This is a genomic window from Thalassotalea agarivorans (assembly GCF_030295955.1).
In the GTDB taxonomy this organism is placed as follows: domain Bacteria; phylum Pseudomonadota; class Gammaproteobacteria; order Enterobacterales; family Alteromonadaceae; genus Thalassotalea_D; species Thalassotalea_D agarivorans.
This window is the reverse complement of sequence record NZ_AP027363.1, coordinates 1,025,222-1,038,866: the sequence shown is the minus strand read 5'-3', so window position 1 is coordinate 1,038,866 and position 13,645 is coordinate 1,025,222. Positions and strand designations below refer to the sequence as shown.

Sequence of the window (13,645 nt, the reverse complement as noted above, 5' to 3'; positions counted from 1 at the left end):
GGGAATTTCAGGCAAAAAAAAACTGAACCGCCTTTTGGGCGCCCCAGTTTTCGACATTATACTTCGCGTATTTTTTCTGACAACAACTAAAATGAAACGAAATTGTTACCGTTTAATATACTGGAATATCGAGGTTTCTCTATCACTAACTATTTGCGTGTTTGTATACTCAAAACCAACCGCCTTTAATACCGCCATAGACGCATAGTTATCAGGATCTGTATAAGCCAACACGACGGCTTTTTGATGATAAGACAAAACTGCTTTAGCCGCTTCTTTTGCAAAACCATGCCCTTGGTAGTGCGTTAAAAAACTATATCCTAAATCTGGTGTCGCGTGCCCTTGTCTCGACAGTAACCCGCATACGCCAATAAATTGGCCATGATAAGTGACTGCTAGCAAGCCAAAACCATTATTTCGATAACTCTGTATAGGCCCCGTTAACAGATAACGTTTAGCATCTGCGATGCTATGAATCTGTTTATCCCCGATAAACTGCAAACAGTCTGGTTGATTGAATAGCTCTTTAATATCGCGAGCATCAGAAAGTACTAAAGGTCGTAACGTTAACCGGCTACTTTTTATCAGTGTCATTGCTACCCTGCTTAATGAAATCTAGATAATGAGCGAGTGCATTCTCATCACCTTTATTTTCTCTTTTCACACTCTTTTGATAGAAAAAACTAAAAACCTCTAACCACAGCTTTAATTGCGTTGCGGCCTGTTGCTGGCCAATATCATTTAGCGCAAAAGCGGCAACTTCGGCGGTAGAAAACTGAGCATCGTTTATCGAATTGCGCAATTGATATTGCTTGCGGTAATCATCGCCAAAATCAAAAGACATCATTGGTAATTGATGCAGATAGGGGCTTTTACGATACATTTTTTTTGCCTCGCGCCAACTTGCGTCTAACAACACGAACAAAGGAATTTTAGCATCTGACAGTTCGCTGCGCGCCAACATAGGTTGGTTTTCCACGGCATACTGCTGTGGAAAAATAACCACTGGTTGATAACGTTCGTCTTCAAGTAATGCCAGCAATGCTTTGTCTGGTTCTGTGCGCGACCATATAAAACCATAGGTGTCTGCAACAACATCAGCAATCAACTTACCGGTATTACTCGGTTTCAGCACTTCGTCATCGTACATCAATAGCAAAAATGCTGCATTTATTGGCAAGGTTTTGCGAAATTCACAGATACAATTTTTCTTAGCGACTAAGCAGAGTTGGCACCTATTAACCTTCTTGCCCCTGGCATTAAAGGGGCGCGTACTTTGCGCTTTTCTTTTTTCATACAGTTGCTGAATAGCGTGCATTTTTTGATTGCTATACATGTTCAGATAACGGCATTATACCTGAGTTTTTCGCTTAAGTTTGTCACTAAATCGACAACTTGGAACGAAACTTGGAACACTTAATACAAGCATTATAAGAAGGGTCAATTTAGTATTATGAAAACCCCAACAATTAAAGATTTTTTATATAAAAATCAATTAGATGAAGATTACATCAAGCAAGCTGATAAACATTTTAGCCGTGCACTGAAGGAAATAGCATCGCACCAAAAAGGTGCAAAAGGAGCACTTGTTATTGGAATAAATGGTTGCCAAGGCAGTGGGAAATCGACGCTAGCACAATATTTAGTTGCCATGCTTGCAGAGCAATATCAGTTGTCTGCAATAACCGTGTCACTCGATGATTTCTACTACAGCAAATTACAGCGAGCTAAACTTGCCCGTTCGGTGCACCCGCTATTAACAACAAGAGGTGTGCCTGGCACGCATGATCTGAATCTAGCGGTAAAAACAATTACTGCACTAAAACAACAACAACCAACAAGAATTCCGCGTTTTGACAAATCCGCTGACAATCCGTTTCCAAAACCAAGCTGGGCTATTGTATCTCAGGCTTACGACATCATTATTTTAGAAGGTTGGTGCGTAGCTTCACCGCCACAAGAGAGCGCAATGTTGTCGACACCTATTAATGCGCTTGAAGAAGAACAAGACAAAGATGGTCAACACCGCCAGTTTGTAAATCAGCAACTCAATCAATATCAAACATTGTTTAAACAAATCGACTATTTAATGATGTTAAAAGCGCCTTCTTTTGACGCAGTTTTTGCATGGCGTTTAGAGCAAGAGCAAAAGCTGGCCAAACAATATGAAATTGAAGGCCTGCACATTGGACGAGCGGTTATGTCTGAGCAAGAGGTCTGCAACTTTATTAGTTTTTTTGAGCGCATCACCACACATAGCTTAGAGGCGGTGCCGGCAATCAGCGATGTTGTTTACGCACTAGACAGCGATAGAAATATTACACAGATAGACTACAAAGCGAGTAACGCATGAATGAAACCCCATTAATCTTCACTGATCTTGACGGCACTTTGCTCGATCACTTTAGTTATAGCTTTGACGCGGCTAAAAGTACGCTTTCCGCGCTTAAATCAAGGCATATACCAGTGATTCCAACAACGAGCAAAACCGCACCTGAACTGGAAGAACTAATGGGGGAACTCTCACTTTCTGGCCCTTTTATTATCGAAAATGGCGCTGCCATTTACATGCCTGAAGGCTATTTCCCAAATAAGCCGCAAGATGCGAAAACGGTTGGTAACTACTGGGTAATAGAACTGGTGGAACAGGCTGAAGTTTGGCGCGATATTGTGTCGCAACTGACACCTGATTACCCAGAACTGTTTACTCAATTTTCGCAAATGTCTGTTGAAAACATTGCGATGCTTACAGAGTTAAGTCATGAAAAAGCTGCATTAGCCTCGCAACGAGGATATGGAGAGCCGGTATTTTGGCAAGGCACAAAAGGACAACTTAACCAGTTTATTGAAGACATTAACAAACGCGGCGCAAATGTGCTTATTGGTGGCAGATTCATTCATGTTAGTGGTCGCTGTAATAAGGGCCGCGCCATGCTCAAGCTTGCGCAAGAGTATAAAAATCAATATCCGGGTGAAACGTTTTTTACCTTGGCAACAGGAGACGGAGAAAACGATGTAGACATGCTCAATATGTCAGATATTGCCGGTATCATTAAATCTCCAGTCCATAAAAAGCCAACGCTTTCACGCACCGAAGATGTACTAATAAGTAACCACTTTGGCCCCGCAGGTTGGGCAGAAGTGGTTCATCTAGCAATTCCAAACATTGACAACGCTAAGGAGCGCAAGCATGGCTGATTTTTATCAAAACGGTATCGTTACGACCCTACATAACCTATCAAACAGACCGCTAGAGTGCCTTGAGCAAGAGCTTGTTACCTTTAGTAAAAAACGGCCAATGTCACTGATTTTACCGTCGCTTTATTCAGAGTTAGAAGGCCCTGCGCTAGCCAATATAGTGAGCCATTTAAAAGATGTGCCTTACCTATCGGAAATTGTTATTGGTTTAGATAGAGCTGACCAAGCCCAATATCAACATGCCATAGAATTTTTTGGTGAGCTACCGCAGCACCATCGCATTTTGTGGAATGACGGTCCTCGTTTACAAGCACTCGACAAAGAGCTTCAGGCAATGGGACTGGCACCAAAAGAGCTAGGTAAAGGTCGCAATGTTTGGTATTGCATGGGTTACATTTTAGCTAGTGGAAGAGCGGAATCTGTTGCACTTCATGATTGCGATATTCTTACTTACGACAGAGAGTTATTGGCTCGATTGATATACCCGGTTGCAAACCCGCAGTTTAACTATGAGTTTTGTAAAGGGTTTTACGCGCGTGTTGCCGATGGAAAAATAAATGGCCGCGTATCTCGTTTGCTTATTACACCTTTACTTCGTGCACTCAAAAGTGTGCTTGGTCATAACGACTATCTAGAGTATATGGACAGTTTTCGTTATCCGCTGGCAGGCGAGTTTTCCTTCCGCAGAGATGTGCTAAACGATATCCGTATCCCAAGTGATTGGGGACTAGAAATTGGCGTGCTTTCAGAAATGCAACGTAACTATGCCAACAACAGATTGTGTCAGGTGGATATTGCACAAACTTACGATCATAAACATCAAGATCTAAGCTTTCACAACGATCAAGGTGGTTTATCTAAAATGTCTATTGATATAACTAAGGCATTATTTAGAAAACTAGCCACCAAAGGCCATACGTTTTCAACTGAAACCTTCCGTTCATTGAAAGCCACCTACTTTAGGATTGCTTTAGACTTTGTCGAAACCTACTACAACGACGCTATTATGAATGGTTTAACACTTGATATTCACCAAGAAGAAAAAGCGGTTGAATTGTTTGCGCAAAACATCATGAAAGCGGGTAAAAACTTCCTTGAATACCCAATGGAAACGCCTTTCATTCCAAGTTGGAACAGAGTGATATCAGCTAAACCAGATGTGCTTGAAGCACTAAAAACAGCGGTAGAAGAAGACAGAGCAGAATTCGCGCAATCATAGGAGCTAGGTCATGAGCTATTCCTTGCAAAACGTAAGGCAAAAGATATGTCATCATCTCGACGCCATATATCAAGATGTATCGCTACCATGTAGTCAGGAGCAACTCGCTGATGACCTACTGGCGATTATGAATATTAGCGATAAAGACCATTGCCCTAGCCCGCACCAAAACCAATGGAATGAACAAGATGTTATCCTGATAAGCTATGGCGATAGTATTATCAAGGACAATGAAAAACCGCTAAAAACCCTTCACACCATGCTTAATCGCTATTTTAAACAGGCGATTAACAGTGTTCATATATTGCCATTCTTTCCCTATAGTTCCGATGATGGCTTTTCTGTCATTGACTATTCTAGTGTGAATGAAGCACTAGGCGATTGGCAGGATATACAGGCGATATCGTCAGACTATAAGCTAATGGCCGATCTGGTGATTAACCATTGCTCTAGTCGCAGCAAATGGTTTGAGAATTTTATTGCAGGTGAAGGTGTTGGCCATGATTACTTTTTTACTGCTGAGCCTAGCGATGACCTAAGCGATGTTGTACGGCCGCGCACTTCACCGCTGCTGAGAGAAACCAACACGCAAAAAGGGACGAAGCATGTCTGGTGTACCTTTAGTCATGATCAAGTCGACCTAGATTTTAGAAATCCTGAAGTACTAAAAAGTTTTGTCAGTATTATTCGGTTATACCTAGATCAAGGCGTAAAAATATTTCGCTTTGATGCCATCGCCTTTCTATGGAAAATCGTCGGCACTAGCTGCATCAATTTACCTCAAACCCATGAAACCGTGCGTTTACTGAGGACATTAATTGAATACGCGTGTAGTGATGCCATTATCATTACCGAAACAAACATTCCAAACCGTCAAAATCTTATGTATTTTGGCAATGCCAACGAAGCGCACTGTATTTACAACTTTTCTTTGCCACCCTTGTTAGTAAATACGCTTATCACAGGTGATTGCACCTACCTTAAAACATGGATGATGAGTATGCCGCCGGCACAAAATGGCACAGCATATTTTAATTTTATCGCCTCTCATGATGGCATAGGATTAAGACCTGCAGAAGGTCTTTTGTCTGAACAAGAAATAAATGTTTTGGTTAACACCATGCAGAGCTTTGGCGGGAAAATTTCCTGGCGAAATGCAGACAATGGACAAGTCAAACCTTATGAAATGAATATTACCTTGTATGATGCTTTGCAAGGCACCACAGCAGGGCCAGACAAATACGGCCAAGACAGGTTTATTAGTGCACATGCCATCATGTTGGCATTAGAAGGGATTCCGGGATTGTATATTCATAGTTTGCTTGGCACCAGTAACGACTACGAAAAGCTTAAAAACACCCAACATAATCGCGCTATCAACCGTCACAGATGGGATTACAATAAGTTAAACGAGCAGCTTTCGACACCTCATAGCCAGCATCATCAAGTGTTAGAACGTATGTTGCATTTGATCAATATTCGCAAGCAGCAAGCGGCCTTTCATCCCAATGCGACACAATTCACGCTGCAATTAGGAACTAAACTCTTTGGTTTTTGGCGACAAAGCATCGATCGTACCCAAAGCATCTTTTGCGTCGCAAATGTGACCAACGAACCGATTTCGTTAGCGATGTCTGATTTAAACCTTATCGATACCAATAATTGGGTAGATCTGATTAGTGAACAACAGGTTAGTCATATGGGCGATGAGTGGACACTAGCCCCATACCAGACTATTTGGTTGACAAATCACATCGATATCGACTGATTTTTAGGCACAATAACAATTTTTAACAGATTATTTTCGTAGATTGATGAAACCTCAAAAAATTATGCGTACAATTGTTGAATTAACAAATTATAAACGTATAAATATTTTCGGGGTTTCAGCCTGACTGGCTATCAAGCAGTATGAAAAAACTTTTAATCTGCATTTCTTTTATTTTCATGCTCACTGGATGCGGCGTTACCATGCTGCCGGCCCAGCCGTTTCTATCTCAAGTTCAATTGTCTGCATACAATAACAACACACAAACATACGTGTTAACAGAAACCAATACGCAAATTCGCCAGATATTGGGTGAAGATGTACTGTATTACAAAGGTAATGCAACGGGCGTAAAAGAGGTCTGGTTTACCGTATCTACTGGTGACTTCAAGTACATCATGTATGTTGTGGATAGCTATTTGTTTTGGGAATCTTATGCCCAAAAGCAAGGTGAGCTATTGGATAAGTACCTTTACCGAGTTGCACATGCCCTTTCGCCAAATATGGCTTATAAAATTGTTAGTACTGATGTGGAGACGGCATACCTAATCATGTATGACCCAGATGACAAATTACAAAAGCCTCAAGCGGTCTTTACCAAAGAAGCGGTACTCGCGTTAAAACTTGATTTACTGCAACTTAGAGACGGTTCTCTAAGATAAAAAAAGCGCCTAAAGGCGCTTTTTTTATCTTGTTAATTTTTAAACTTGTATCGTTATACAGCAAAAGGATACTTGATGGCTTCGTGGCACTGATAACCATGTACTTCAAAGTCGTCAGTACTGACCCAAGTTTCTATATCTTCCAATGTTTTGATGTCTGGATTAATAGTCAAGCTTGGCGACTCAAATGGTTCGCGCTTAAGCTGCACGTCACGCATTAGCTCTAGTTGGTTTTCATAGATGTGCGCATTAACGATCTTGTGATACGCCTTGCCTGCTTTATGCCCTGTAATTTGGGCTACTAATGCTAACAATACGAAACATTGAATTTGATTGAAATTAAGTCCTAGTGGTACGTCACAACTGCGTTGGTAAGAAGTTAAATACAGGGTATCGCCCAACAATGAAAATGTATAATAGAAGACAGTAATTTATGCACAACACAGTATAACAAAGTCTAAATTTAATAGCTTTATATTCAACAGAAACATAAACTATTCAAAAATATTTAAGACCAAAAAAATGCACAAATAAATTAATACTGATTATGCAATTTTACATTACTAAACCAAAGATAATAAAAGAAAGCTTAATTAACGAAGTTACTTTAGGTGTTGGTCAATACGTTCAAGGGTGTGTGTTTTTTAATAACGAGCATAAAGTTATTAAGTATCCTTCACTTTGGCTATCAAAAATTACAGAAGTAGAAAACCTGAGTTATAGCACGGCAGAAACTTACGCTAGAAACATGACTTATTTTTTAGATTTTCTAGATCAAGAAGAAGATCTAAAAGAATTAACACTTGATGAAAAGCTGTTGCACGTAACAAAACATAAATTAATCAAGTGGATTAATTCTCTAAAGCAAAAAGATTTAGATAAGGGAACTATCAGAAACAGGGAAACTGCAATAAAAGCATTTTACCATTTTATAAGTGACGGTGAGTTAATTACCAAACTAATAAAACGTTCACCTTTCCCGTCAAAGTGGCTTAGCTCTAAACCAGATCAAAAGGCGGTAGTTGGTGCTACCGTAAACGACTTGATTACATTAATTCAGTTTTCTCCTTATGAGCGGGAAAGAGCAATGCTCCAATTTATGTTTGATTCAGGTTTACGTGTCAGTGAAGTTGAACGCGTGACATTTGGAGATATCAAAGAGGCTATCGCTTTCACTCGCAGCCAGGTCGGTAAAAGAAATGATGATGAAACCTTTCACCCTTCTTATGCTCCTTTAAAAGTTCAAGGCTCAAAAGGTCGAGAAAATTCAATTAAAGAGAGAATTACATTGGTTTCGCGCCCAACTCTTGAACGTCTGGCACTCTACCATTCATCTCCTTTATATAAAAAGTACCAAATGAAATATAGCGATAAAGGTGAATGCCCCGCCTTTTTAAACAGTGATGGTAATGTCTTTAAAAAAGCAGCTATACAAAAGCTAATCCAAAGATTAAACAAAAAGGCCATTAAAAACAAAGCTCAAATTCAACACTTGTACCCACATAAATTTAGGCATGGGTCAGCCTTGATGACGTTACAAGATGAAAATCTAGGCAATGATTTTTTGGAAAGGCTTGTTAATGTTAAAAAAACTTTGGGTCACGTTTTTATCAGCACGAGTGAACGTTATACCGACATGCCGCACGATGTAATAGACGCATTGAACCCAGAAAACGATCAAGTAAAAACCACCATTGAACAAATGCAAAGAGTCTATGACGAAACAAGGCTAAAAATAAAATTGAGGGATAAGAAATAATGAATAGTATCCCTAAAAACCTTCGGATTTTAAAAGAGTGGGTTAATTCAACTTTATTGGATGACAAGAAGCTTCTAGAAATCCCACTAACCTCTAGTTCAAAGAAGAGTCCGTTTCTACACAAGTATATATCTGAGGCAACAGGAATATCACTTCAGACCTTAGGGCGATATACAGAGCACCTATCGCCTTTAGTTCAGGCGCTTGAAAACAACAACTGGCTACAACCAGATATTCCATTATTAGAACAAGATATTATACGCCGTCATCGAGTGTTATTTATCGATATGAAGTCGAATATGGACTTGCTAAAAACAAACAATTTAGTCGTAAGAAACAACCTCAATATTAAGCTAATAAATGAGTTAGCCAATGGTGGGACAAGAGTGACAAAGGAGTATTCGCACGCATACAAGTATTTTAAGGAAGAATTCGAACCTCAGGTTTTTGAACTACTCAAAAATAATGACATTTACGATAACTCTCAATACAAAACTTTAACTGAGATAAGAAAAGAATCCAAATACCGTCGTGGGCTTGGTGACGCAGCAAAAGATATCAAAAAGTTTGTAAAATCATTCCTGAAAAAAGCAGATAAACAAGCTTTATTGAGAGTGGAGTTCGGTCAAACGCAAGGAAAGGACGACTGTATTATCAGGCATAGATGGGTTGTTAATCAGATCAATCAGTCGAATCAGAGTCAATGGGGAGATATTAGTGAAATAGCAATAAAAAATAATGTCGGTGCATTATCCGCTCTAGAGCAAGAATTAAAAGCCCAAAAGATCTGGATTAAGGGTATACGTGGCTTAACGTTAAATTTAATCAACAAACTAAAACTAGTTTTACACGAGTTTGAACTAAACCCTTCACTGCTTTCCAGTCCAAAGCTTAGAGTTGGAAATAAAGTAAGTAAACGAGCTTTAAAGAGGTTATTCCCGGAAATAATTGACTTCGACTTAACCTCTGCTTATCAGATTCATTCCAAGCTCAAAAAATACTGGAAAGAAACTTTTCAACCGACAGTTTTATCTTACATGAAAAAACATGGTGTATTCGATTCTAGCTCATATAAAACGGTTAAAGAGCGAGTCCAGTCAATTGACTATGAAAGAATCAAAATCACCCAAGAGAGAAGTGATCGATTTGACGAATACCGTGATTCAAATAGCTCAACGTATGCTGAGATAATTTCAAACTCATTATCTGATGAGTTACTTCACATAGCGGCAATAACATCAAGGGAAAAGGACACCATCAGCCAATACAAGTGTACCCAAACACTTTTGATAAACTATTATGAAGAGCTAGGCATATCTGGTAACGCTCATCTAGAAGAAATATTTGGTGAATATTCAGCGTGTCAATTTAGGACTTGGTTAGAAGATAAAATTGCAGGTAAGTCAATTAGTGCCAACACCGCTCATAGTTATATCCATTCATTTCAACGGATTCTGGATAGTTATTATGACTTAGAAGACGTAGATAAATCTAAACCGTTTATAAAAGTATCAGGCTTCACAGGGGCAACAAGATCTACGGACAGGTACAAGCCATACGTCAAAGTGCATAGAATAATTATTGCCAGCGTAGTTGATGAAGCCATAGATAAGGTTCGATCCCTTCACTTTAAAGAATATAAAAAAGCTGTCAGTGGCAAAAGTTTCATCGGTGTTCCCAAGCTTGGAAAACAGGTGAAAAGTGTCGTAGCTGACGACTGCACTCTAGAGAATTTGAAGTGGTATTTTGACAATGTAATAGACTCAGTGCCTGTTTACAGGCATCACTACAACGAGTTGTCAAAAGATGATCCTAGAAGCCTATTCTGGAAAGCATGGATGAACTACCGAAGAGTTAACAACGACGCATACTCAGAAATAACGAATTTGTATGACGAATGGGGTGTCTCTCGACCACCTTCATTATTAGAAATAATTCCCTATTACTTAAAATTACTACAGGTAACAGGTTTGAACGCTGAGTCTGCTTGTAAATTATCAATCAATAGTTTCGTAGAAGCCCATCCTGCAACAGGAAGACCGTGTATAAGGTACTTTAAAGAGAGAAGTGATGGTGAAAAAACAATGCTTCTTGATCTATTCACGGCAGAGCTAACATGGCTATCAACATCTCAGTGCAAAGAAGTATCGAAAATCTTCTCCGATATGAAAAAGTTAACAGCTTCCATTCGGGTAGAAGCTGGCAACTACAGCGATCACCTCTTCATCTATCAGAATAACCCTGGTGTTGTTACTAACACGATTCAATCACTAGATGGCTCTGAGCGAGGTCGAGTATCTAAAAGAGCAAATGAAAGCTTAGGATTGTTGGACGGCAACTGGGACAACACCTTAGTAGATGAAAACGGAGAAATTATTTCAATTACTACTACTCGCTTTCGCCCCTCTTTAGTCAGTGAATTGGTAGAAGCTGGTGTTTCAATTCGAGAAATCCAACTCATCTTAGGACATTCTTCTATTCAAACGACTCTTAAGTATTTGGATACATGTGACTTTAATAAGATAGCGAGAGAAAAAATAGAAGAAAAGCTCAAACAAATATATTCAAATGCGCTAGTCGAAAAAGAGCATCCAACCATAGGTGAAGTGGAAAAGGCCGAAGGTGAAATTATTTTCAAAACCCCTCTTGGTGGTTGCAAAAATATAATGAACCCTCCTGATTTTATAAAGCAATCAAGTCTATACAAAGGAGGGGCATGTAATAAGTATAATCAGTGTTTACTGTGTGAAAATGTGATCATAACAACTTCTCACCTACCACAACTTTTTGCATTACAACGAGATTATATTCAAAGCTTGTCACATCAGCGTATTGCATCGACACCTTATGGTCATGTAATTCAAGAAAACCTAGCAATTTTAGAAACAATACTTGGTAGCGAGTCTGAGTTTTCTCAAGAAGAGTTAAATAAAGCGCAAAAGCTATCAACGCATATAGAGTCTTCAATATTAATTGACGGAGTAACAGCATGAAACTAGAACAAGCTGTGCAAACGTTTAAAGATTACAATAAGATATTTTCCGAATTTAAATACAAATACCGCTGGGAAGATATACATAAGGATAAAATATCACCCGATATTCAAGCCTTAACTCTGTTAAATTATCAGGTCTCTGATTGCTCTTTATTCAAAGATATAAAGTGGAGTTTTAATCAAGAGCGTAAAGCTAAACAAGACTTTCACCATACAAAGTCCGATTTTGAAATTGATTTTACTAACTACCCATGCATTCCACCTTTTATTTTATTTGAAGGCAAGGTGGCGTTTTTATTAGCTAAGGTACTTCCGTCTAAAGAGCTATCAGGCAGCAAACGAACTTCAGCTCCACTTAAAACAATTACCCTTGTTGTCTATTTTAAAGGCTGGCTAAAAGCTTTAAATGAAGGTTTCTCGTCGTTGGTAAATGAATATGGCGATGTCGCTATATTTGACCAATTTGAATCTCTAGGAGATTTGAAAAAAGCACACCATAAACTAATGTTTAGCAATGCTTGTATCGCTGATCATACAGCATACAATTTCAATAGGTTTCAAAAGCTTTTTAATTCTAAGAAGATTAGAGAAAGCGTATTACCAGAAGGCTATGTTCCTATTTCGCTTAAATCATTTGGTTTCAATGTACGTAAAAATAGCGAAAATAAAGAAGACAAAGAAAACCCAAATGCGGTTATGCCGGATGATGTCTTTGAGTCATGCGTAAGTGCGTCCTCGTATATTGTTTTAGACTTTCTGCAAAAGCTAAATGTGAATGTAAAAGATAGCCAGAGCATCAAATTATTCTCAAAGTACACTCCTTTTTTTAGTGAGCCTTTGTTAAACGTCAATGATGAGATAATTTCTCAATATGCAGCTTATCGTTTAAAAAGGGCTGGTTATAATATTGAGCACATAATAGCTACAACAAATATTGTTACCCCACCATCGCTGAACCAATTAAACAAAAAACTTTCCAAACTAAATAGTGGTGATGTTTTAGCGTCTGATTTATATCGCTATTTAGATTTGATCAAATCATCTTCACTATATTTAATTAATCAACTCACTGGTATGCGTCGCTCTGAGATGATGAATCTGCGAGTTGATACCAAGATAGTTGAGGAGTTTGGGATATCGTTAATAACATCTAAAGTTAAAAAACAACGTAGTTTTGAGCGTTCATTATTTGATGACAAATGGGTCTGCATTCCGATAGTGGCAGACGCTATTAATGCGATACGAATAATTTATAAGATAACAAATAACCCGTTTATGATGTCTGGAGGAGTTACTACTAAACCACACAAAAACCCTCAAGCGTTAATGAGTGGCAGTCGAGTTTTTAAACGAGTTTTATTTAATTCGAGTACAGAGACTAACATCCCCTTTCATGGTTATACCCTTCGTAATACTCTAGCTTATCAATTATTCAAAGCAGATTTAGGGTTGCCATTTATCAGCCACCAGCTAAAGCACTTTTGTAATGTCGTAACACACGGGCTAAACAATGCGTCCAACAAAGGCTTCTCTGAGTCAACTCTTGGTTACGGAGATATAGGTGACAGACTCAGCGGTAAAGCTGAATTTAGAAAAGGACTACGCAAAAAAGCCGAAATTGAATCCATTAAAATCTCCTATGATCCTGACGCAAACTACGCAGGAGAAAACGGTGCTGCACATAAAGAAAAAATGACGCAGTTATTTTCTGGTTATATGGCACAGGGCTATTCAAAAGAGCAAATATTTGAAGCTATGGCTGACCAAGGTATGGCAATAGTCAATGTTGGAAATGGAATGTGTTATGGCGGAAAGATGGAAGATTTTGACAGCTCCCTTCCTTGCATAGGAGGTCTTCGTTGTAACCCTGTTAGGTGTTCGAATGCTGTTGTAACAAAGGCTCACGCTCCAAAATGGAGAGAAATATATCGAGATAACATGATAGTCGTAAACATGGGTCAAGAAGCGACTGGCTATGAAAGTGCGATAGAAGCGACAAAGGAAGCAGCTTTAGTTTTAAATCATCTAGGTGAAGAGGTATAAT

General features: G+C 38.9%; 10 protein-coding genes and 1 pseudogene. 8 read left to right on the top strand and 3 right to left on the bottom strand.

All coding sequences use genetic code 11. The features are described 5' to 3' along the window. Positions 1–105: 105 nt before the first annotated feature. Both QUD85_RS04905 and QUD85_RS04900 read right to left on the bottom strand, forming a co-directional pair. Positions 106–594 (bottom strand): GNAT family N-acetyltransferase, encoded by a 489-nt coding sequence (locus QUD85_RS04905; RefSeq protein ID WP_093327386.1) that lies wholly within the window; start codon positions 592–594, stop codon positions 106–108. Continuing rightward, positions 575–1,336 (bottom strand): tRNA-uridine aminocarboxypropyltransferase, encoded by a 762-nt coding sequence (locus tag QUD85_RS04900; RefSeq protein WP_286219633.1) that lies wholly within the window; start codon positions 1,334–1,336, stop codon positions 575–577. Before QUD85_RS04900 ends, QUD85_RS04905 begins: the two co-directional genes overlap by 20 nt. Before the next feature lie 117 nt (positions 1,337–1,453). Here QUD85_RS04900 and QUD85_RS04895 point away from each other — a divergent pair, with 117 nt between their 5' ends. The 5 genes from QUD85_RS04895 to QUD85_RS04875 all read left to right on the top strand — a co-directional run bounded on the left by QUD85_RS04895 (position 1,454) and on the right by QUD85_RS04875 (position 6,847). Beyond that, positions 1,454–2,353, top strand: a complete 900-nt coding sequence (locus QUD85_RS04895) for a hypothetical protein (protein WP_093327385.1) — start codon at positions 1,454–1,456, stop codon at positions 2,351–2,353. Further along, entirely contained in the window at positions 2,350–3,198 is an 849-nt protein-coding gene (locus tag QUD85_RS04890; protein WP_093327383.1) for an HAD-IIB family hydrolase, read from the top strand. The genes QUD85_RS04895 and QUD85_RS04890 overlap by 4 nt, the downstream gene beginning before the upstream one ends. After that, entirely contained in the window at positions 3,191–4,417 is a 1,227-nt protein-coding gene (locus QUD85_RS04885; RefSeq protein ID WP_093327382.1) for a glycosyltransferase family protein, read from the top strand. Before QUD85_RS04890 ends, QUD85_RS04885 begins: the two co-directional genes overlap by 8 nt. A 10-nt stretch (positions 4,418–4,427) precedes the next feature. Beyond that, on the top strand, positions 4,428–6,185 hold the full coding sequence (locus tag QUD85_RS04880) for a sugar phosphorylase (RefSeq protein WP_093327380.1): 1,758 nt from the start codon (positions 4,428–4,430) through the stop codon (positions 6,183–6,185). A 143-nt stretch (positions 6,186–6,328) separates the two neighbouring features. Further along, the gene (locus QUD85_RS04875; protein ID WP_093327378.1) at positions 6,329–6,847 is read left to right on the top strand and encodes a hypothetical protein; all 519 of its coding nucleotides are present in this window, start codon (positions 6,329–6,331) and stop codon (positions 6,845–6,847) included. Positions 6,848–6,900: 53 nt separating this feature from the next. Here the strand turns inward: QUD85_RS04875 and QUD85_RS04870 are convergent. Further along, positions 6,901–7,263, bottom strand: a pseudogene (locus QUD85_RS04870) (thymidylate synthase); the annotation flags it as partial. Positions 7,264–7,394: 131 nt separating this feature from the next. Between QUD85_RS04870 and QUD85_RS04865 the strand changes: the two are divergent. The 3 genes from QUD85_RS04865 to QUD85_RS04855 are packed head-to-tail and all read left to right on the top strand — an operon-like array spanning position 7,395 to position 13,644. After that, positions 7,395–8,606, top strand: coding sequence for a tyrosine-type recombinase/integrase (locus tag QUD85_RS04865; protein WP_093327377.1), 1,212 nt, complete (start codon positions 7,395–7,397; stop codon positions 8,604–8,606). Further along, positions 8,606–11,599, top strand: a complete 2,994-nt coding sequence (locus QUD85_RS04860; RefSeq protein WP_093327375.1) for a site-specific integrase — start codon at positions 8,606–8,608, stop codon at positions 11,597–11,599. The genes QUD85_RS04865 and QUD85_RS04860 overlap by 1 nt, the downstream gene beginning before the upstream one ends. Then, on the top strand, positions 11,596–13,644 hold the full coding sequence (locus tag QUD85_RS04855) for a site-specific integrase (RefSeq protein WP_093327374.1): 2,049 nt from the start codon (positions 11,596–11,598) through the stop codon (positions 13,642–13,644). The genes QUD85_RS04860 and QUD85_RS04855 overlap by 4 nt, the downstream gene beginning before the upstream one ends. The last annotated feature ends 1 nt before the right edge of the window (position 13,645 follow it).